The following is a 21,121-nucleotide window of genomic DNA, read 5'->3' as shown; positions in this document are numbered from 1 at the left end:
ATTTCGACAAGGTCATCAACGTCGACCAGAGCCCGATCGGGCGCACGCCGCGCAGCAACCCGGCGACCTACACCGGACTGTTCACCGGCATCCGCGAGCTGATGGCCGAGGTGCCGGCGGCGCGCGAGCGCGGCTACGGGCCGGGGCGGTTCTCGTTCAACGTGTCATCGTCGGCCGGTGGCGGGCGCTGCGAGGCCTGCCAGGGCGACGGCGTGGTCAAGGTCGAGATGCATTTCCTGCCCGATGTCTACGTGCCCTGCGACATCTGCAAGGGCCTGCGCTACAACCGCGAGACGCTGGAAGTCCTGTACAAGGGGCTCAACATCGCCCAGATCCTGGAGCTGACGGTCGAGCAGGCCCACGGCTTCTTCCAGGCCGTGCCGACGCTGCAGCGCAAGCTGCAGACCCTGCTCGACGTGGGCCTGAGCTATATCCGGCTCGGCCAGAGCGCGACCACGCTCTCGGGCGGCGAGGCGCAACGGGTCAAGCTGGCGCAGGAGCTGTCCAAGCGCGACACCGGGCGCACGCTCTACATCCTCGACGAGCCGACCACCGGCTTGCATTTCGGCGACATCGAGCTGCTGCTCAAGGTGCTGCACCAGCTGCGCGACGCCGGCAATACCATCGTCGTGATCGAGCACAACCTCGACGTGATCAAGACCGCCGACTGGATCATCGACATGGGACCCGAAGGCGGCTCGGGCGGTGGCCAGGTGGTCGCGACAGGCACCCCCGAGGCGGTGGCGGCGAACCCGGCCAGCCACACCGGGCACTACCTGGCTCGGCTGCTGGACCGGTAACCGGCGCACGCCAGCCACGGCCAACGGGTCGTGGCGCGTTGCCGGCCGTCAGGCGGCATCACCGAGGCGACGAAGCGCCGCATCTTCGCGATCCTGCACCCGGATCGTCTCTTGCATGCTGTGACTGACCAGGTCGATATGCTCGCGCGCCGCCAGCAGGGAGTCCTGGGGACGGCGCTGCTGGATGGCCTCCCAGATGTTGCGGTGCTGCTCCCGGATCCTGTTCCATTGCGTCGATGACCGGTGCAGGCGCACGAGGTTGCTCGATACATGGTCATGCATCACCCGCATCAGGCTGGCCGTGACATGACCGATCAGGACGTTGTGCGTGGCCTCGGCAATCGCCTGGTGAAAGGCGACGTCATGGGCGACGCAGGCCTGCAGGTCTTCCCGTTCGTAGGCGACTTCGAGCGCCTCGAAGATGGCCTGCATCCGCTTCATGTCGGCATCGGTGGCGCGCTCGGTCGCCAGCAGGGCGGCCTGGCCTTCCAGGATGTGGCGGAATTCCAGCATGTCGCTGTGCAGCAGCGGATGCTCCTTGAGCAGATCCTGCCAGGGTTCGGCAAAGCTGGCTTCGAGCCTGTCGGTCACCACCGTGCCGCCGCCATGCTTGGTCACCAGCAGTCCCTTGGAGACCAGCTTGTGGATCGCTTCGCGCAGCGAAGGGCGTGACACATTGAGTTCCAGCGCGAGCGCGCGCTCCGCCGGCAAGCGGTCGCCGGGCTTGAGCGATCCCTCCAGGATGCGCTGCTCCAACTGCTTGGCAACGATGTCAGCGATGCGAGTGACCGTGGGACGGGACGGATTCATAGGAAGCATGAAGGGAACTATCTGCTAAGACCAATCTTGATGAGTGTACTTTCATGGAAAGTTTTGCCCGGAATCAGGGTTTACCCGATGGACAGCGACGACGGAACGGCTTTTAATCCGGTGCAAATTGGTCTTACCAATTTACCAGACCACCCGATCCCTGACTTCAGGAGCAAGCCGATGCAGTTGCTTTCCTCTTTCTCACGGCAGTATCCAACCCGACCCGCTGATGTTTACCTCTTTGCCACTTGCCTGATCGATCAGTTCACGCCCCAGGCTGGCCTGGACACGATTCGCCTGCTGGAGCGCGAAGGCATCCGCGTGCACTACCCCGAGGAACAGACCTGCTGCGGCCAGCCCGCCTACAGCAGCGGCTACCCCGACGAGGCGCGCGCGGTCGCGCGGCGCCAGCTTGAGCTGTTCACGCAGCCGTGGCCGGTGGTCGTGCCGTCGGGCTCCTGTGCCGGCATGATCCGGCTCCACTACCCGCAGCTGTTCGCCGATGATCCGGTGCTGCACGCCAAGGCACTGGAGCTGTCCGAGCGCGTCTACGAATTGACCGAATTCCTGGTGCATGTGGTCGATTTCGCACACGAGGATCTGGGTCCGGCCTGCACGGTGTCCCTGCATACCTCGTGCCATGCGCGGCGCCAGATGGGCTCGCACCAGACCAGCGCGGCCTTGCTCGCGGATCTGTCCCGGGTGACGGTCAAGGAGCAGGCCCGGATCGAGGAGTGTTGCGGCTTTGGCGGCACCTTTGCCCTGCTCCACCCCGAGATTTCCGAGGCCATCGTCAGCGACAAGGTGGCGGCGATCCGTGCCACCGGCGCGGGCTGCGTCGTCAGCGCCGATTGCGGCTGCCTGCTCAATATCACCGGGCGCGCGGCCCGCCAGGACGAGCAGGCCGGCGTCTCGTCGCCGTCGCTGACGGGCGAACATATCGCGAGCTTCCTCTGGCAGCGCACCAGCGGAGCCCAGTCATGAGCGCGCGCGATCAGATCCTGGGCCGGCTGCGCACCGCGCCCAGCGGCAGTCCGGCCACGGTGCCTGACGTGAGCGGCTGGTACGAGCAGCATCGCCGCGACGAGGACAGCGCGCAGCGCACCGAGCGCTTGCGCCAGGGCCTGCTGGCCTGGCGCACCGAGGTCCATGCCGTCACGACCGGCAACTGGACCCGCGTGCTGCTGGACCTGATCGCCGCCAAGGGCCTGCGCCAGCTGCTGATCGGCGATGGCACGCCGCATGGCGAGGCGCTGGCCGCCGACGCGCCCGCCAGCCTGGAAATCGTGCGCTACGAGCAGGCGATCGAAGCGTGGAAGGACAGGCTCTTCGACCGCGTCGATGCCTCGCTGACACTGGCCCGCAGCGCGATCGCCGAAACCGGCAGCCTGGTCCTGTGGCCCAGCGCGAGCGAACCGCGCCTGATGTCGCTGGTGCCCGCGGTGCATATCGTGTTGCTCGACGTGAACACGATCCACGCCGACTTCCATGCCGCCATCCGCGCCGAAAGCTGGAGTGACGGCCTGCCCAGCAACGCGCTGCTGATCAGCGGTCCGTCGAAGACCGCCGACATCCAGCAGACGCTGGCCTACGGTGCGCACGGGCCACGCGAACTGGTGGTGCTGCTGCGCACCGCCGAAGGAGTCGAACCATGAGCCGCGTGATCCCGATCGAACCGACCGAAGGCTTCAAGGCGCGCGCGCGCGGCGTGCTCGACGATCCCGCGCAGCGCCGGAATTTCCGGGGCGCGATGGACTACCTGCAGTCCAAGCGCCGCGCCCAGTTCGCGGACGAGGACGAATTGCAGGGCCTGCGCGAACTGGGCGAGCAGATCCGCCGTCACAGCCTGGCCCATCTGCCGCGCCTGCTGGAGCAGCTCGAAGCCCGCCTGAGCGCCAACGGCGTTCAGGTGCACTGGGCGCAAACGCCGGCCGAGGCGAATGCCATCGCGCTGGGCATCGCGCAGCGCGCGCAGGCGCGACGGATCATCAAGGGCAAGTCGATGGTCAGCGAGGAAGTCCATTTCAACCATGCGATGGAGGAAGCCGGACTGGAGGCGCTCGAATCCGACATGGGCGAGTACATCGTGCAGCTCGCGGGCGAAGCCCCTTCGCACATCATCATGCCGGCGATCCACAAGACCAAGCAGGAGATCGCCGAGCTGTTCGCGCGCGAAGTCCCCGGGGTGTCGTACACCGAGGATGTCGATGCGCTGATCGACATCGGCCGGCGCGTGCTGCGCAGCAAGTTCGCGCAGGCCGACATCGGCTTGTCGGGCGTCAACGTGGCGGTGGCCGAAACCGGAACGCTGTGCCTGGTCGAGAACGAGGGCAACGGTCGCATGTGCACCACGGTGCCCCGGATCCATGTCGCGATCACCGGGATCGAGAAGGTGGTCGAGAAGCTTGAGCATGTCCCGCCGATCCTGAGCCTGCTGACCCGCTCGGCGACCGGGCAATCGGTGACGACCTACGTCAACATGATCAGCGGGCCGCGCCGCCCGGGCGAGAAGGACGGCCCGCAGGAAGTGCATCTGATCCTGCTCGACAACGGTCGCACCCAGGCCTACGCCGACGAGCAGTTGCGCGCCACGCTGCAGTGCATACGCTGTGGCGCCTGCATGAACCATTGTCCGGTCTACGCGCGGGTGGGCGGCCATGCCTACGGCACCACCTATCCGGGGCCGATCGGCGCCATCATCTCGCCGCACCTGCAGGGGCTCGAAAGCACCTACCCGCTGGCATTCGCCTCGACGCTGTGCGGTGCCTGCACCGAGGTCTGCCCGGTCAAGATCCCGATCACCGACCTGCTGGTGCGGCTGCGCAACGAGGCCCAGGCCCGACCCGACAGCGGAGATGCGACGCTGCGCGGCAGCGGCGCGGCGCGCAGCCTCAAGGTGTCGGCGACCTGGAGCGTCTGGGCGCAGGTCTACGGACGCCTGGGGCTCTACAAGCTGGCGTCCTGGTTCATGAGCCGGGGCCGCGCGCTCTCGCCAACCGACCAGGGCGCCTGGACGCGCAGCCGCGTGCCGCTGGTGCCAGCACCGAAGCGCCTGCGCGATCTGTTGAAGGAACGGAACTCCCATGAGTGATCTGATTGTGGCGCTGCGCGCCGTGCTGCCCGAGCGCCAGGTCGTGAGCGACGATCTGCGTCGCTTGGCCTATGGCACCGATGCCAGCTTTTACCGCCTGATTCCCGAGGTCGTGGCCATCGTCGAGAACGAGACCGAGATCCGCGGCGTGCTCGACAGCGCGCGCCGCTTCGGCCGCCCGGTGACGGTGCGGGCGGCGGGCACCAGCCTGTCGGGACAAGCCATCACCGACGGCGTGCTGATGCTGGTCGGCGAAGGTCTCGCGAGCTGCGAGATCGCCCCGGATGGCGCCAGCGTGCGCCTGGGTCCGGGCATGATCGGCGGCGAGGTCAACCTCAAGCTCGCACCGCTGGGTCGCAAGATCGGCCCTGATCCGGCCTCGATCAACGCCTGCAAGATCGGCGGCATCGTCGCCAACAATGCGTCGGGCATGTGCTGCGGCACGGCGCAGAACAGCTACCAGACCCTGCAGGGCCTGCGCGTGACGCTGGCGGACGGCACCCTGCTCGACACGCAAGCCCCGCAGAGCGTCGCGGCGTTCCGGGCCCGCCACTGCGCGCTGCTGGCCGAACTGGCCCGGATGGGCGCCGAGACCCGCGCCGACGGCGCTCTGGCCGAACGGATACGCCGCAAGTACCGGATCAAGAACACCACCGGCTACAGCCTGAATGCGCTGATCGACTTCGACGACCCGATCGACATCCTGTCGCACCTGATGATCGGATCCGAAGGCACGCTGGGCATCCTGTCCAGCGTCACGCTCCAGACCGTGGCCGAGGAGCCGTTCAAGGCCAGCGCACTGGTGTTCTTTCCCGACATCGCCAGGGCCTGCGAGGCGGTGATCCAGCTCAAGCCCAGGCCGGTCTCGGCGGTCGAATTGCTCGATCGCGCGGCGCTGCGCTCGGTCGAGAACAAGGCGGGTCTGCCGGAAATCATCCGCACGCTGGACCACGAGGCCGCCGCCTTGCTGATCGAGGTGCGCGCGCAGACCGCCGCCGCGCTGCAGCTCAAGATGGATGCTGTCCTGCAGGCACTCGCGGGCATCGAAACCGTGCAGGCGCCTGGCTTCTCGACCGATCCGGCCACCTGCGACATGTACTGGAAAGTGCGCAAGGGCACCTTCCCGTCGGTCGGGGCGATGCGCCGCGCGGGCACCACCGTGATCATCGAGGACGTGGCCTTCCCGGTCGAATCGCTCGCCAGCGCGACGCTCGATCTGCAGGCCCTGATGCTCCGGCACGGCTATACCGAGGGCATCATCTTCGGCCACGCGCTCGAAGGCAACCTGCACTTCGTCTTCACCCAGGACTTCACCGACCCGAGCGAGGTCGAGCGCTACGCCCGCTTCATGGACGAGGTCTGCGCGCTGGTGGTCGATCGCTACGACGGCTCGCTCAAGGCCGAGCACGGCACCGGGCGCAACATGGCCCCGTTCGTCGAGAAGGAATGGGGCCGGCAAGCGACCGACCTGATGCGCAGGATCAAGCAACTGTTCGACCCGCACGGGCTGCTGAATCCGGGCGTGATCCTGAACGACGACCCGCAGACGCACCTGCGTGACCTCAAGCCGATGCCGGCGGCCGATGCCCTGGTGGACCAGTGCATCGAATGCGGTTTTTGCGAGCCCCTGTGCCCATCGCACCAGCTCACGCTGTCGCCGCGCCAGCGCATCGTCAGCTGGCGCGAACTGTCGCGGCGGACCACGGCTGGCGAAGCGGTCGATGCGATCCAGACCGAGTTCGCGTATGCCGGGCTCGACACCTGCGCCGGCTGCGGCCTGTGCTCGACCGCCTGCCCGGTGGGCATCGATACCGGCGATCTGACACGCCTGCTGCGCGGACGCCGCCTGGGCCCGGTATCGAAGCGGGCGGGGCAATGGGCGGCCGACCATTTCGGCGCCGTCACGACCTTGTCGCGCGCGGGCCTGGGCCTGGGCCATCTGGCCAGCAGCGTCGTCGGCGAAGGACTGGTGCGACGCCTCTCGGGGGGCGCCTGGCGGCGCTCCATGCCCCAACCCGGCAAGCGCCCACTGCTCCGCTCGGGCACGGGTGACCCGGTGGTGTACTTCCCGACCTGCAGCAGCCGCATCTTCGGCGCCAACAGCGCCGACGAAGCGACCTTGCCCGAAGTCGTGATGGAACTGCTGACGCGCGCCGGCTACGCCCCGCGTCTGCCCCGGGCCTGCGACCAGCTGTGCTGCGGCCAGATGCTGGCGAGCAAAGGCTTGGCCTCGGAGGCGGACGCCATGGCGCAAGCCCTGACCGATGCCCTGCTGGAAGCGGCCGATGACGGCCAGGGCGGCTACCACCCGGTGCTGATGGATGCCAGCAGCTGCACGGTCAGGATGCAGCAACTGCTGGCCGGCCGGCTGGCGGTGTACGACTTCCACGAGTTCGCGCTGGACGCCCTGCTGCCGCGCCTGCGCGTGGTGCGCCAGCCCGGACCGCTGGCGCTGCATGTCAACTGCAGCGTGCGCCGCACCCAGTCGGACGCCAAGCTGCGCGAGCTGCTGCGCGCCTGCGTGGACGAAGTGATCGAGCCGGCGGGCGTGAGCTGTTGCGGCTTTGGCGGCGACCGGGGCTTCGTCGTGCCCGAGCTCAACGTCCACGCGCTGCGACGGGTACACGCGGCCCTGCCCGGCAACTGCTGTCAGGGCGTATCGACCAACCGCAGCTGCGAGATCGGCCTGACGGCGGAAACCGGACGCGCCTACCGCTCGGTGGCCTATCTGCTCGAAGAGTGCACCCGCGAGGCGTCGCCGATGCACTGCTGACACCGCCCCGCTTTCTTTTCTCAATCCGTATTTTGATCGGGCACGCCGTGCCCGAGGGATTCGTTTTTTCGTCTGAAGGAGACCACCATGGTTTGGCAACAAATATACGACCCATTCGGGAACATGCTCATCTCGACCCTGCTGGCGGCCATTCCGGTCGCGGTGATGCTGGTGGCGCTGGGATTTCTGCACATCAAGGCGCATATCGCGGCCGGCCTCGGCCTGATCGCGGCGATGGGCGTGGCGGTGCTAGCCTACGGCATGCCGGCCAGCATGGCCGGGACGGCCGCTTTGTACGGCGGCTTCGTCGGCTTGCTGCCGATCGGCTGGATCGTGCTCAACATCATCTTCCTGCAACAACTGGCCGAGCAGAACGGCAGCTTCAAGATCCTGCAGGATTCGCTCTCGGGCATCACCGCCGACCGCCGTCTGCAACTGCTGCTGATCGCCTTCTGCTTCGGCGCCTTCTTCGAGGGCGCGGCCGGCTTTGGCACCCCGGTGGCCGTGACGGCGGGCATCCTGATCGGCCTGGGCTTCTCGCCGCTGGCCGCCTCCGGCCTGTCGCTGATCGCCAACACCGCGCCGGTCGCCTTTGGCGCGCTCGGCACCCCGGTGATCACGCTGGCCAAGGTCCATGGCTACGACCTGATGGAAGTGACCGCGATGATCGGCCGCCAATTGCCGCTGTTCTCGCTGCTGGTGCCGTTCTGGCTGATCTGGGCCTTCGCCGGTCGCAAGGCGATGATGGAAATCTGGCCCGCGATCCTGGTCACCGGCCTGAGCTTCGCGATCCCGCAGTACCTGGTGTCGAACTTCATCGGCCCGGAGCTGGTCGATATCATCGCCGCGATCGTCTCGATGGCCTCGCTGGTGCTGTTCCTGCGCGTCTGGCAGCCCAAGAAGATCTGGACCTCGCCCTCGCTCAAGGGGCATGAGGCCGATGGCGGCGAGGCCAAGCCTGCCGTGCCGGTCAAGCACTACACGCGCGCCGAGCTGATCCAGGCCTGGACGCCCTGGGCGATCCTGACGCTGTTCGTCTTCGTCTGGGGCCTGCCCGATGTCAAGAACTACCTCAACGGCCTGTACGCGCCCAAGTTCCCGATCGAGGGGCTGCACAACCTGATCATGAAGATGCCGCCGGTGGTGCCGACGCCGCATCCCGAATCGGCGGTCTATGTGCTGAACCTGCTGTCGGCGACCGGCACCGGCATCCTGCTGGCGGCCGTGATCGGCGCGCTGGTCATGAAATACCGCCCGGTCGAGATCATCGCCACCTTCTTCCGCACCTTCTGGCTGGTGCGTTACTCGCTGCTGACCATCGTGCTGATGCTGGCCCTGGGCACGCTGACGCGCTACTCGGGCACCGACACCACCCTGGGCCTGGCCTTCGCCGGCACCGGCATGCTCTACCCCTTCTTCGGTACCCTGATGGGCTGGATGGGCGTGGCCATGACCGGCTCCGATACGGCATCGAACGTGCTGTTTGGCGGCATGCAGAAGGTGGCGGCCGAGCAGCTCGGTCTGTCGGGCAACCTGATGGGCGCGGCCAACAGCTCGGGCGGCGTGATGGGCAAGATGATCGACGCCCAGTCCATCGTCGTCGCGTCCACGGCCACGCGCTGGTTCAACCACGAAGGCGACATCCTGCGCTATGTGTTCTTCCACTCGATCGCCCTGGCCTGCCTGGTCGGCATCTTCGTCACGCTGCAAGCCTATGTCTGGCCGTTCAGCGCGCTCGTGATCCACTGACTCTCCACGCAGGATCGACATGCCGGCCCCACGGCCGGTCGTCCTTCCTGCAGCCTCAACCTGTCATCCTGATGCCATGAAAAAAATCAAATCCCTGCTGGTTGCCAACCGGGGCGAGATAGCGATCCGCGTGCTGCGCGCGGCCACCGAGATGGAACTGCGCACCGTCGCGGTGTACTCGAACGAGGACCGTTTCGCGCTGCACCGCTTCAAGGCCGACGAAGCCTATCTGGTCGGCGCGGGCCAGAAGCCGATCGCGGCCTATCTCGACATCGACGAAATCCTGCGCGTGGCCAGGGAGGCCGGGGTCGATGCGATCCACCCCGGCTACGGCTTCCTGTCCGAAAACCCCGACTTCGCCGATGCCTGCGCCGCCGCCGGCATCGCCTTCATCGGCCCCGGGGGCGATGTCATGCGCACGCTGGGCAACAAGGTAGCGGCGCGCAACCTGGCGCAATCGGTCGGCGTGCCGGTGATGCCGGCCACGCCCCCGCTGTCGCACGAACCGCAGGAGGCCCTGGCCGCGGCGGCCACAATCGGCTACCCCGTGATGCTCAAGGCCAGCTGGGGTGGCGGCGGACGCGGCATGCGCATCATCGAGAGCGAACAAGATCTGCTGACGCAGATGCCTGTCGCCCGCAGCGAGGCGCTGTCGGCCTTCGGCAACGACGAGATCTACCTCGAAAAGCTGGTCCAGCGCGCGCGCCACGTCGAGGTGCAGATCCTGGGCGACCGGCATGGCCATCTGCTGCACCTGTTCGAGCGCGACTGCACGGTGCAACGACGCAATCAGAAAGTGGTCGAACGGGCACCGGCGCCCTACCTGTCGGAGACGACACGCCAGGCCTTGTGCGAATCGGCGTTGCAGCTGGGTCGCGCGGTGGGCTACACCCATGCCGGCACGGTCGAGTTTCTGATGGACGCCGACACCGGCGCGTTCTACTTCATCGAAGTCAACCCCCGCATCCAGGTCGAGCACACCGTGACCGAGCAGGTCACGGGCATCGACCTGGTCAAGGCCCAGATCGCCATCACCCAGGGCGCCGAGATCGGCGTGCCCGGCGCGATCGTTCCGGCACAGGATCAGCTGCGGCTCAATGGCCACGCCCTGCAGTGCCGCGTGACGACCGAAGACCCCGAGAAAGGCTTCGCGCCCGACTACGGCCGTCTCTCGACCTACCGCTCGACCGGCGGCTTTGGCGTGCGCCTGGACAGCGGCACGGCCTACTCCGGCGCCGTCATCACGCCGTACTACGACAGCCTGCTGGTCAAGGTCACCGCCTGGGGCGCGACGTCCCAGGATGCCATCGCGCGCATGGACCGCTCGCTGCGCGAGTTCCGCATCCGCGGCGTGGCCACCAACCTGGCCTTCCTCGAGAACGTGATCGCGCACCCCCTGTTCCGGAACGGGGAATGCACCACGCGCTTCATCGACCAGACCCCCGAACTCCTGAAGTTCAGCCAGCGGCGCGACCGCGCGACCAAGCTGCTGCGCTACCTGGGCGAGGTCAGCGTCAACGGCCACCCCGAAATGAAGGGCCGCCAGCTCCCCGCGCTGCCCTTGCCCACGCCGGTCAAGCCCGCCTGCGATCTGGGCCAGGCGCCCGCGCCAGGCAGCCGCGATCTGCTCAAGCGACTTGGCCCCGACCGCTTCGTCGAGTGGATCAAGACCCGGCCTGAGGTGCTGCTGACCGACACCAGCATGCGCGACGCGCACCAGTCGCTGCTCGCCACCCGGATGCGCACCCACGACATGGTCGGAATCGCGCCGCACTATGCGCGCCTGGCCCCGGAGCTGTTCTCGCTCGAATGCTGGGGCGGCGCGACCTTCGATGTCGCGATGCGCTTCCTCAACGAGGACCCCTGGCAGCGCCTGGCACGGCTGCGCGCGGCAGTCCCCAACATGCTGCTGCAGATGCTGCTGCGCGCCTCGAACGCGGTCGGCTACACCAACTACCCCGACAACGTGGTGCGCTTCTTCGTGCAGCAGGCGGCGCAGGGCGGCATCGATCTGTTCCGCGTCTTCGACTCGCTCAACTCGGTGGACAACATGCGCGTGGCGATCGATGCGGTGCGCGAAACCGGCGCGCTGTGCGAGGCCGCGATCTGCTACACCGGCGATCTGTTCGACCAAAGCCGATCCAAGTACAACCTGGCGTACTACGTCAAGATGGCCCGGGAACTGGAGCAGGCCGGGGCGCAGGTGCTGGCGATCAAGGACATGGCCGGCGTATGCCGACCGCGCGCGGCCAGCGCGCTGATCCGGGCGCTCAAGCAGGAAACCGGCCTGCCGATTCATTTCCACACCCACGACACCAGCGGGCTGGCGGGAGCGAGCGTGCTCGCGGCGATCGAGGCTGGCTGCGACATCGTGGACGGCGCGCTCGACTCGATGAGCGGACTGACCTCGCAGCCCAACCTGGGCAGCATCGTCGCGGCACTGGAAGGGCACGAGCGCGAGCCGGGCGTGAGCCAGGCGGCGCTGCGCGGCCTGTCGCACTACTGGGAAGGCGTGCGGCGTCAGTACGCGCCCTTCGAGAGCGAGATCCGCTGCGGCACCTCCGATGTGTACCGCCACGAGATGCCCGGCGGCCAGTACACCAACCTGCGCGAACAGGCCCGCTCGATGGGCCTGGAGCACCGCTGGCCCGATATCGCGGCCGCCTATGCCGAGGTCAACCAGCTCTTCGGCGACATCGTCAAGGTCACGCCAACGTCCAAGGTCGTCGGTGACATGGCGCTGTTCATGGTCGCCAACGACCTGAGCCCCGAGGACGTGCTGAATCCCGAGCGCGAGATCGCCTTCCCCGAGTCGGTGGTGCAGCTGTTCCGGGGCGAGCTCGGCTTCCCGGCCGACGGTTTTCCGCTCGAACTGCAACAGAAGGTGCTCAAGGGACAGGCGCCCTTGCAGGGTCGCCCGGGCGAACATCTGCCGCCCGTCGATCTGGAGGCCGAGCGCGAGCGGGCGATCCAGCAGGTCGGTCACGCGCTCGACGACCAGCAACTGGCCTCCTACCTGATGTATCCCAAGGTCTACCGCGACTACGCCAAGTTCCAGGCCCGGTACGGCGACGTCAGCGTGATTCCGACGCCCGCCTACTTCTACGGTCTGCAGGAACACGAAGAAGTCGCGGTCACCATCGACCAGGGCAAGACCCTGCATCTGCAGATCCAGGGCCGCACGCCGGCGGACGACGAGGGCCAGTGCCGGCTGTTCTTCGAGCTCAACGGCCAGCCACGACTGGTGCGAGTGCCCCGGGCCGGCGCGGCAACGACCACCAAGACCCTGCGCCAGGCCGAGGACGGCAACCCGCGCCATGTGGCCTGTCCGATGCCGGGCACGGTCGCGCGCATCGCCGTCAAACCCGGGCAGCAGGTGCTCAAGGGTGACGTGCTCGCCAGCATCGAGGCCATGAAGATGGAAAGCCTGGTCTGCGCCGAACGCGACGGCACGGTGACCCACCTCCACGTCAAGCATGGCGATACCGTGCCCGCCAAGGCCTTGCTGCTGGAGCTGGAGCCTTCACGAAGCCATTGACCGGGGAGCAGGCCCTGAGCCTGCCGAACCCGTCATCGGAGCGGGGCGCTCAGTAGCGGTAGGCGACGCCGGCGCTGGCACCCCAGACCTGGCGCGTGCCGACCACCGGACTGCGCCCGGCATCACCCATCAGCCGCGACAGGTTCCAGCCGGCATAGGCCACCCAGTTGTGGTTGATCGCGGTCGTGAAGCTCCAGCCCAGGCCCATGCCTTCGATGCCACCATCGAGGCTGTAGGCAGGCCTGGGGGCTGCCGCAGCGGGGATGCCGTAATGGCCCCGCATGTAGTCGCGGTTGCCCCAGGAGGCCGAGAGCGAGGCATCCCAGTAGGCACGCTCGGACAGGGGCTGGCGATAGCCCAGGCTGGCCGAATAGCGCCCGCCGCCGTCGCGCCCCAGCAGGTCGTGGCTGGAACCCAGCCCGAGCGACCAGCGCGGCGCGAAGGCGTAGCCGACCGAGACCTTGCCGCGCAGCGTGGAACGCAGGTCGGGCACGCCCGCCAGCAGCGGCTCGTCGCCGGACTTGCGCCCAGCGTCCCGGCTCAGCGAGGCGCCGAGCGACCAGTCGGAGTGGCTGACCAGCGTCGTGCTGAGACCCGCATCGACGACGGTCTCGCGCCCGACCTGCCAGAGCGAGCTGGCTCGCCCGCTCGACAGTCGGTAGCGACCGGCCCAGAAGCCCCAGACCGGCTGCAGGCCCAGCTCGCGCCCCTCGGAACCGATATGGCCCTGCGAGGAAGCCAGCGCGGCACCTATCAGGTAGTGACGCACCGGCCCGTCGGATTCAGCCTCCGAGGCCTCCACGCCCTTTGTGGCCGCAGCTTGCGCCGCGTCCTGCGCCGCCGACAGCCCCGGCAAGGCCCAAGCCACCGCGATCAGCAAAACAGCAGTAATGCGTCTTTTCATGCAGGACATCATAGTGCAAATGAAAACCGGCTAGCCAGCGCCAGTCAACACAAGAACCGACAATACCGGCTGGCATGGCAGGAGAACCGCGATGAAACGATACGATTTTGATTTGCTGGTGATAGGCGGAGGCAGCGGCGGCGTGCGCGCCGCCCGCATGGCGGCGCAGCGCGGCGTGCGCGTGGCGCTGGCCGAGGCGCAGGGGCTCGACGGCCTGGGCGGCACCTGTGTCAACCTGGGCTGCATCCCGAAGAAGCTGTACAGCTACGCCGCCCATTACGCCGAGGCCTTTCAGGAGTCGCGCGGCTACGGCTGGGAGGGCGAGGCGCCCAGCCTGAACTGGAACACGCTCAAGTCGCGCCGCGCCCAGGAGATCCGGCGCCTGAATGGGGTCTACGCCAACCTGCTGCGCGGCTCCGGCGTCACCCTGCTCGAAGGCTATGCCGGGCTGGTCGATCCGCACACCATCCAGCTCGCCAGCCTCAACGCCGACGGCAGCGCGGGACACCAGCGCTACAGCGCCGAGCGGCTGCTGATCGCGACCGGCGGCCAGCCCTTCCTGCCGCATTTCGCGGGCAGCGAGCATGTCATCAGCTCGGACCAGGTGTTCGACCTCGAACCCTTCCCGCAGCGGCTGCTGGTGGTCGGCGGCGGCTACATCGCCTGCGAATTCGCCTCGATCTTCAACGGCCTGGGCGCCCAGGTGACCCAGCTCTACCGTGGCGAGCAGATCCTGCGCGGCTTCGACGACGAGATCCGCCACTTCACGGCGGCCGAGATGAAAAAGGCCGGCGTGGACCTGAGGCTGCAGGCCGGCGTGCTGGCGATCACGCGCGAGGCGGACGGCCTGCATGTGACGCTGGAGGACGGCAACCGGCTGCTGGTCGATGCCGCGCTCTACGCCACCGGCCGGGTGCCCAAGGTCGACGGAATGGGACTCGATGCGGTGGGGGTGGCGCAGGGGGCCGACGGCCGCATCCTGGTCGATGCCCACTACCGGACCAACGTGCCTTCGATCTACGCGCTCGGTGACGTGACCTCGCGCGTGCAGCTGACGCCGGCCGCGCTGGGCGAAGCGATGCAGCTGGTCGACCACCTCTACGGGCCGGCCGCCGGCAAGGCCGCCCGCACGATGAGCTACGAGCTGATCCCGACCGCCGTCTTCAGCCACCCCAACATCGGCACGGTCGGATTGACCGAGGCCGAGGCACGCGCGCGCCACGGCGAAGTGCGGGTGTTCCGCTCGGAGTTCCGGGCGCTGCGACACACGCTCAGCGGCAGCGAGGAACGCACGCTCATGAAGCTGGTGGTCGATGCCGCCAGCGACCGGGTCGTGGGCCTGCACATGGTCGGCGCGGAAGCGGGCGAGATCGTGCAGGGCTTCGCGGTCGCGATGAAAGCCGGCGCAACCAAGGCGGTGTTCGACGCCACGCTTGGCATCCACCCGACCGCGGCCGAGGAATTCGTCACCATGCGCGAGCCGGTGGCGACGCGCAAGGCCGACTGACGCCAAGCCAGGCTCAGAGGTACCAGGCCAGCAGCGCCACGCAGACCGCGGTGTGGCCGAGCACGCCTGGCGCCAGCCAGGCGAAGTAGCGCCAGCCGCCGGTGAAACCGGCCGTGGCGGACTTGCTGAAGGCGTGCACGACGATCGCCAGCATCGCGGCGCCCAGCGCCTTGCCGGCGCTGTCGGGCGGGGCCGGCGTGAAGACAGCGGCCAGCGCAGCATGCTGATCGACCAGCGAAGCCAGCAGGACACCGGCCAGTTCGCCGGCCTGTCCCAGCCAAAGGCCCAGGCCATGGACCAGGGCCTGGACGCCGGTCAGCAGGGCCGCCACCAGCGCCGCGCCGCGCAGGCTGAACATGCGGTCGGCATCCGGTGCTGCAACCGGGCCGGGACCCTCGGCAATGGCAGCGCTGTCGGCGGCAGGCAAGGGGCCAGGACCATCGGCAGGCGCGCCGTTGACCAGCCACCAGCCCCAGAGCAGCGCGACGACCGATCCCGCCAGCGTCGGCAAGACCAGCACGCGCAACCAGGCCGGCTGCACCGCCAGTGCCACCAGCAGGATCTGGAGCAGGGTCGCCACGCAGGACAGCAGTCCGGCGCCAGCCATCAGGCGCGCGTTCGAGCGGCCCTCGCGCACCGCCAGGCCCATGCTGGCAACGGTCGCCGTGCTCGAGACGAAGCCCGACGCAATCGCCGACAGGGCCACCGCCTGGCGCGCATCGAGCAGGCGCCGGCTCAGGTGTGCCAGCGCCTGGATCGTCAGCAGCAAGGTCAGCAGCTGGGTGGTCAGGTGCGGATTGAGCAGCTCGCCCCAGAACGGCCGGTCGGGCATCAGGGGCAGCGCGATCAGCGCCAGCGCCGCGAGCAGGATGCCGTCGCGCACCTCGGCCGGGCGCAGCCAGTTGTTGGCGAAGGCGTGCAGGCGCTCGCGCGCCAACAGGATGCCGGTCTGGCCGACGGCGACCGCCGCCGCCAGCGGCAGGCTCAGCACGCAGAGCACGCCGATCAGGTAGGTCAGGACCAGCGCGATCTCGGACGTGACACCCGGATCTTCCGAGCGATTGCGCGCACGCGCCACCACGCCCAGCGCGGCCAGGAAGACGACACCGACGGCCAGCAGCGCGGACTCGCCGGTCAGCATCGAGACCGCGCCCATGACGCAGGCCAGCGAGAAACTGCGCAGCCCGGCCAGCGCGCGTGGCGAGCCGCTGCCCTTGTTGCGCTCGCGCTCGATGCCCGTCAGCAGGCCGCAGCCGAGCGCGGCGGCCAGGGCCTGGGCGGCGTGCGCCATGCTGATCCCGTTGGGCAGCAGGGCTGAAGCTGAATCCCACATATTGTCTCCGTGGCGAGGAGCGCCAGCAGGCGCCCCGCAATCAATTCATCAAAGCGGCAGGCCGGCTGACGCGCCAGGCAACACCTTGCCACCCATGGCCTCGCCCATGCGCACCGACCGCGCCGGCGCCCAGGCCGGATTGAAGCGCAACTGATCCTTCGGGAACAGCATCACGACGGTGGAACCGAGCAGGAAGCGGCCCATTTCCTCGCCGGCCTGCAGCGCGATCGGCAGGTCACCGTAGCGCCACTCGCGCACCTGGCCAGACCGTGGCGGATTGACCTGACCATGCCAGACCGTGGCCATGCTGCCGACGATGGTCGCGCCCACCAGCACCAGCACGAAGGGACCGAAGCGGCCCTCGAAGACGCAGACCACGCGCTCGTTGCGCGCGAACAGGCCCGGCACCCCGCGCGCGGTGGTCGGATTGACCGAGAACAGCTCGCCCGGCACATGGATCATGCGCTGCAGCCGACCGTAGCAGGGCATGTGGATGCGGTGGTAGTCGCGCGGGCTCAGGTAGAGCGTGGCGAACTCGCCGCCCTCGAATTTGGCCGCCAGCTCGGCATCGCCGCCCACCAGCGCCTGGGTCGAGTAGCGGTGCCCCTTGGCCTGGAAGATCTGGTCGCCCTCGATGCGGCCGCACTGGCTGATCGCGCCGTCAACCGGGCAGATGAAGTCGGCAACGGCCAGCGGACGGGCGCCCTCTTTCAGCGCGCGGGTGAAGAAGTCGTTGAAGGTCGCGTAGCGCGCGATCTCGGGCTCGGCCGCCTCGCTCATGTCGACGCCATAGCGCGCGACGAAGCGGCGGATGCTGAACTGGGTGAAGCCGCCGAGCGGCCGGCATGCCAGCGCGCCGGCCAGTTGGGTCAGCGCCCGTTTCGGGAGCAGGTACTGCGGCAATACCGCGAGACGGTCGGACACGGGCTTCTCCCCTGGATGCGAAATCGGGCGATTTTAGCGATCCGCCCGCGAGCGGCCTTGACGAGCCGCCCCCCGAGCCGCCAGACTGGGGGCGGAGTCGAAAGTCCGGGAGGCCGAGATGATTGTGGGAACGCCCAAGGAAATCAAGAACCAGGAGCACCGCGTGGGCCTGACGCCCGCGAGCGTGCGCGAGCTGGTGGCCGCCGGCCATCAGGTGCTGGTACAGGAGGATGCCGGCACGGGCGCCGGCATGGCCGACGCCCAGTACCGCGCGGCCGGCGCGCAGCTGGTCGACTCGGCGGCTGAACTGTTCGCGCGCGCCGAACTGGTGGTCAAGGTCAAGGAGCCGCAAGCGCAGGAATGCGCCCTGCTGCGACCGGACCAGATCCTGTTCACCTACCTGCATCTCGCGCCCGACCGAGCCCAGACCGAGGCCCTGCTCGCCTCGGGCGCCGTCTGCATCGCCTACGAGACCGTGACCGGCCCGGGCGGCGGGCTGCCGCTGCTCGCGCCCATGAGCGAGGTCGCCGGGCGCATGTCGGTCCAGGTCGCGGCCCACCTGCTTGAAAAGTCGCGAGGCGGCCAGGGCGTGCTGCTCGCGGGCGTGCCTGGCGTGCCGGCGGCCCGACTCGTGATCCTGGGCGCTGGCGTGGTCGGCGGCAACGCGCTGCAGATCGCCGTCGGCATGGGCGCGCGGGTGACGGTGCTGGACCGCAGCCTGGAGCGCCTGCGCCAGCTCGACTCGCTGTGGGGCAACCGGATCACGACCCGGCACTCGACCCAGGCCGCCATCGAGGAAGAGCTGCTGGCGGCCGACGCGGTGATCGGCAGCGTGCTGGTGCCCGGAGCGGCCGCGCCCAGGCTGGTGAGCCGCGCACTGGTCGCGCGCATGAAGCCCGGCAGCGTGCTGGTCGACGTCGCGATCGACCAGGGCGGCTGCTTCGAAACCTCGCGCCCGACCACGCACAGCGACCCGAGCTATCTGGTCGATGGCGTGCTGCACTACGCCGTCACCAACATGCCGGGCGCGGTGGCGCGCACCTCGACGCTGGCGCTCAACAACGCGACGCTGCCCCATGTGCTGGCGCTCGCAGCTCTCGGCTGGCGCGAGGCGCTGCGCGCCGACCCCCACCTCGGAAACGGGCTCAACTGCTGCGCCGGCCAGGTCACCCACCCGGCCGTGGCACAGGCGCTGGGCTATCGGCTGACTGCGGCCGAGCGGCTGCTGGCATGAACCTCAAGGGAAGCAAGCCATGACCCTACCCGAACCCCTGTTGCCGGACACGCTTCATGCCCGGTGCGATCCCGCCTCGCTGAGCATCGCCAGCAGCGATGAACTGCCCGACCTCGACACGGCGCTGATCCACGGGCGCGCCGTCGAGGCGATCCAGCTCGGGCTCGACATCCGGCATGACGGCTACAACCTCTATGTGCTGGGCGAACCGGGCAGCGGTCGCCACGCCATCGTCAGCCAGCTGCTGGAAGCCGAACGTCGTGGCGGACTGCCTCCGTCGGACTGGTGCTACGTCAACAACTTCGCCGATTCGAGCAAGCCCGACCTGCTGAAACTGCCCTGCGGCCGCGGCGCGCCATTGCGCGACGACATGCAGCATTTCGTCGAGGAACTCACCCCGGCGATCAGCGCGGTGTTCCAGAGCGAGGAATACCGTGGCCGCATCGAGGCCATGCAGGAGGAGGAAAAACAGCGCGAGCTGGCGGCGGTGCAGGCGCTCGGCGACGAGTCGGTGCAGCAGGGCGTGGCGCTGCTCAAGACGCCGCACGGTTTCGCCTTCGTGCCGCTCAAGGAGGACCACGAGGCCACGCTGACGCAGGAGGAGTTCGAGCAGCTGCCGCCCGAGCGCCAGGCCGAGTTCTCCGAGCACATCAAGGCGCTGCACGAGCGCATGCACAAGCTGATGGGCGAGTTCCCGCGCTGGCGGCGCGAGCTGCAGGCCCGGCTCAAGCAGACCGGCAGCGAGGCGCTGCAGGTGACCGTGACCCACCTGATCGACGACCTGCGCCCGAAATACGCCGACCTGCCCGAGGTCCGTGCCTTTCTCGACGCGGTGCTGGCCGACATCGTCGCCAGCGGCGAATCACTGCGCGAATCGACCCATGCCGAGGGCGATACCGAAACCACCACCTATTCGAGCACGCTCGCGGTGCAGCGCTACCTGGTCAACCTGCTGGTCGAACACGCGGCAGACTGTGCCAGACCTGTGATCTACGAGGACCACCCGACGCTGCAGAACCTGGTCGGTCGCGTCGAGCATGTGGCGCACATGGGCACGCTGCTGAGCAACTTCACGCTGATCCGCGGCGGCGCGCTGCAGCGCGCCAATGGTGGCTTCCTGGTGCTCGACGCGCTCAAGGTGCTGAGCCAGCCCTACGCCTGGGAGGGACTCAAGCGCTGCCTGAAGGCGGGCCGGGTCCGGATCGAGTCGCTCTACGACCTGATCGGCCTGAGCAGCACGGTGCAGCTCGAACCCGAGCCGATGCCGCTCGACCTCAAGATCGTGCTGATCGGCGAGCGCCTGGTCTACTACCTGCTGTGCCAGTACGACCCCGAATTCGGCGCGCTGTTCAAGATCAACGCCGACCTCGAAAGCGAGATCCCGCGCAGCCCGGACAACACCCAGGCCTACGCGCGCCTGATCGCCACGCTGGCGCGGCGCGAACAGCTGCGGCCGCTGTCGGCGGCGGCGGTCGCGCGCCTGATCGAGCATTCGTCCCGGCTGGCCGATGACGCCGAGCGACTGACGGCGCGAACCCGGCCGCTGGCCGACCTGATGCGCGAGGCCGAGCATTTCGCCGGCAAGGCCGCTTCGGGCTGGATCGAGCGCGGCCATGTCGAGGCGGCGCTGCAGGCGCGACAACGCCGCAACGAACGGCTGCGGCTGCGCTACCAGGAGGCCATGCTGCGCGGCCAGCTGCTGATCGACAGCGGCGGCAGCCAGGTCGGGCAGGTCAACGGGCTGGCGGTGGTGCGGCTCGATGACAGCAGCTTCGGCCACCCGATGCGCATCACCGCGACCGCGCGCGCCGGCGAAGGCCAGGTGATCGACATCGAGCGCGAGGTCAAGCTCGGCGGCCCGATCCACTCCAAGGGGGTGCTGATCCTGTCGTCCTTCCTGGCGGCGCGCTTTGGCGCGCGCGAGCCGCTCTCGCTCAAGGCCAGCCTGGTGTTCGAGCAGTCCTATGGCGGCGTCGAGGGCGACAGCGCCTCGCTGGCCGAACTCTGCGCGCTGCTGTCGGCGCTGTCGGGGGTGCCGATCCGGCAATCCCTGGCCATGACCGGATCGGTCAACCAGTTCGGCGTCGTGCAGCCCATCGGCGGCGTCAACGAGAAGATCGAGGGCTTCTTCGATCTCTGCGCGGCGCGCGGCCTCAACGGCGAACAGGGCGTGCTGATCCCGCAGGCCAATGTCTGCCACCTGATGCTGCGCGCCGAGGTGGTCGATGCCGCGCGCGCGGGCCGCTTCCGGATCTGGGCCGTCAGCGACGTCGACCAGGCGCTCGAACTGCTGACCGGCCAGCCGGCCGGCAAGCCCGACGCGCAGGGCCGCATGGCGGCGGGGTCGGTCAATGCGCTGGTCGCGGCGCGGCTGGCCCGCCTGGCGCCGAAACGCCGCGCAGCGCAAGCGGCCGCCGCCAAGAAACCCGCGAAGCCAACCGGCAAGCCCTGAGCCAGT

14 protein-coding genes are annotated in these 21,121 nt (G+C 68.5%); 10 read left to right on the top strand and 4 right to left on the bottom strand.

Annotated elements, in window-relative coordinates; translation table 11 throughout:
- The coding region (locus tag PHR85_RS10600; protein WP_300054055.1) for an ATP-binding cassette domain-containing protein at positions 1-800 on the top strand (800 nt) is incomplete at its 5' end.
- Positions 801-848: 48 nt separating this feature from the next.
- Here the strand turns inward: PHR85_RS10600 and PHR85_RS10595 are convergent.
- Complete coding sequence (locus PHR85_RS10595; RefSeq protein WP_300054053.1) at positions 849-1,610, bottom strand: FCD domain-containing protein; 762 nt, start codon at positions 1,608-1,610, stop codon at positions 849-851.
- Between the two features lie 180 nt (positions 1,611-1,790).
- Between PHR85_RS10595 and PHR85_RS10590 the strand changes: the two genes are divergently transcribed.
- The 6 genes from PHR85_RS10590 (at position 1,791) to PHR85_RS10565 (ending at position 12,761) form a co-directional block, all read left to right on the top strand.
- Positions 1,791-2,594 (top strand): (Fe-S)-binding protein, encoded by an 804-nt coding sequence (locus tag PHR85_RS10590; protein ID WP_300054050.1) that lies wholly within the window; start codon positions 1,791-1,793, stop codon positions 2,592-2,594.
- Positions 2,591-3,265, top strand: a complete 675-nt coding sequence (locus PHR85_RS10585) for a lactate utilization protein (protein ID WP_300054048.1) — start codon at positions 2,591-2,593, stop codon at positions 3,263-3,265. Before PHR85_RS10590 ends, PHR85_RS10585 begins: the two co-directional genes overlap by 4 nt.
- Positions 3,262-4,701, top strand: a complete 1,440-nt coding sequence (locus PHR85_RS10580; protein ID WP_300054046.1) for a LutB/LldF family L-lactate oxidation iron-sulfur protein — start codon at positions 3,262-3,264, stop codon at positions 4,699-4,701. The genes PHR85_RS10585 and PHR85_RS10580 overlap by 4 nt, the downstream gene beginning before the upstream one ends.
- Positions 4,694-7,474, top strand: coding sequence for an FAD-binding and (Fe-S)-binding domain-containing protein (locus PHR85_RS10575; RefSeq protein WP_300054044.1), 2,781 nt, complete (start codon positions 4,694-4,696; stop codon positions 7,472-7,474). Before PHR85_RS10580 ends, PHR85_RS10575 begins: the two co-directional genes overlap by 8 nt.
- Positions 7,475-7,561: 87 nt before the next feature.
- Positions 7,562-9,223: an L-lactate permease gene (locus PHR85_RS10570; protein ID WP_300054041.1), complete on the top strand. Its 1,662-nt coding sequence runs from the start codon at positions 7,562-7,564 to the stop codon at positions 9,221-9,223.
- 76 nt (positions 9,224-9,299) lie between these two features.
- Positions 9,300-12,761 carry a pyruvate carboxylase gene (locus PHR85_RS10565; RefSeq protein WP_300054038.1) on the top strand — a complete coding sequence of 1,154 codons (3,462 nt, stop codon included), beginning with the start codon at positions 9,300-9,302 and terminating at the stop codon, positions 12,759-12,761.
- A 49-nt stretch (positions 12,762-12,810) separates the two neighbouring features.
- On the opposite strand, the gene PHR85_RS10560 is transcribed toward PHR85_RS10565, so the two are convergent.
- Positions 12,811-13,665 (bottom strand): MipA/OmpV family protein, encoded by an 855-nt coding sequence (locus PHR85_RS10560; RefSeq protein WP_300054035.1) that lies wholly within the window; start codon positions 13,663-13,665, stop codon positions 12,811-12,813.
- Between the two features lie 91 nt (positions 13,666-13,756).
- Between PHR85_RS10560 and gorA the strand changes: the two genes are divergently transcribed.
- Complete coding sequence (gene gorA, locus PHR85_RS10555) at positions 13,757-15,172, top strand: glutathione-disulfide reductase (protein WP_300054032.1); 1,416 nt, start codon at positions 13,757-13,759, stop codon at positions 15,170-15,172.
- A 13-nt stretch (positions 15,173-15,185) separates the two neighbouring features.
- Here the strand turns inward: gorA and PHR85_RS10550 are convergent, their stop codons facing one another.
- Both PHR85_RS10550 and asd read right to left on the bottom strand, forming a co-directional pair.
- Entirely contained in the window at positions 15,186-16,505 is a 1,320-nt protein-coding gene (locus PHR85_RS10550) for a DUF4010 domain-containing protein (protein WP_300054029.1), read from the bottom strand.
- Between the two features lie 48 nt (positions 16,506-16,553).
- Complete coding sequence (gene asd / locus PHR85_RS10545; protein WP_300054027.1) at positions 16,554-17,429, bottom strand: archaetidylserine decarboxylase; 876 nt, start codon at positions 17,427-17,429, stop codon at positions 16,554-16,556.
- A gap of 118 nt (positions 17,430-17,547) precedes the next feature.
- On the opposite strand from asd, the gene ald reads away from it, so the two are divergent.
- Entirely contained in the window at positions 17,548-18,663 is a 1,116-nt protein-coding gene (ald, locus tag PHR85_RS10540; protein ID WP_300054025.1) for an alanine dehydrogenase, read from the top strand.
- Positions 18,664-18,682: 19 nt separating this feature from the next.
- The gene (locus PHR85_RS10535) at positions 18,683-21,115 is read left to right on the top strand and encodes a Lon protease family protein (RefSeq protein WP_300054022.1); all 2,433 of its coding nucleotides are present in this window, start codon (positions 18,683-18,685) and stop codon (positions 21,113-21,115) included.
- Positions 21,116-21,121 lie beyond the last annotated feature (6 nt).

Source organism: Malikia sp. (genome assembly GCF_028687635.1).
Taxonomy (GTDB): Bacteria; Pseudomonadota; Gammaproteobacteria; order Burkholderiales; family Burkholderiaceae_C; genus Malikia.
This window is presented reverse-complemented; position numbering and strand designations above follow the sequence as displayed.

Coding starts and splice junctions, on each gene's coding strand:
- PHR85_RS10595 (WP_300054053.1), bottom strand. CDS start 1,610: ATGAATCCGTCCCGTCCCACGGTCACTCGCATCGCTGACATCGTTGCC.
- PHR85_RS10590 (WP_300054050.1), top strand. CDS start 1,791: ATGCAGTTGCTTTCCTCTTTCTCACGGCAGTATCCAACCCGACCCGCT.
- PHR85_RS10585 (WP_300054048.1), top strand. CDS start 2,591: ATGAGCGCGCGCGATCAGATCCTGGGCCGGCTGCGCACCGCGCCCAGC.
- PHR85_RS10580 (WP_300054046.1), top strand. CDS start 3,262: ATGAGCCGCGTGATCCCGATCGAACCGACCGAAGGCTTCAAGGCGCGC.
- PHR85_RS10575 (WP_300054044.1), top strand. CDS start 4,694: ATGAGTGATCTGATTGTGGCGCTGCGCGCCGTGCTGCCCGAGCGCCAG.
- PHR85_RS10570 (WP_300054041.1), top strand. CDS start 7,562: ATGGTTTGGCAACAAATATACGACCCATTCGGGAACATGCTCATCTCG.
- PHR85_RS10565 (WP_300054038.1), top strand. CDS start 9,300: ATGAAAAAAATCAAATCCCTGCTGGTTGCCAACCGGGGCGAGATAGCG.
- PHR85_RS10560 (WP_300054035.1), bottom strand. CDS start 13,665: ATGAAAAGACGCATTACTGCTGTTTTGCTGATCGCGGTGGCTTGGGCC.
- gorA (WP_300054032.1), top strand. CDS start 13,757: ATGAAACGATACGATTTTGATTTGCTGGTGATAGGCGGAGGCAGCGGC.
- PHR85_RS10550 (WP_300054029.1), bottom strand. CDS start 16,505: ATGTGGGATTCAGCTTCAGCCCTGCTGCCCAACGGGATCAGCATGGCG.
- ald (WP_300054025.1), top strand. CDS start 17,548: ATGATTGTGGGAACGCCCAAGGAAATCAAGAACCAGGAGCACCGCGTG.
- PHR85_RS10535 (WP_300054022.1), top strand. CDS start 18,683: ATGACCCTACCCGAACCCCTGTTGCCGGACACGCTTCATGCCCGGTGC.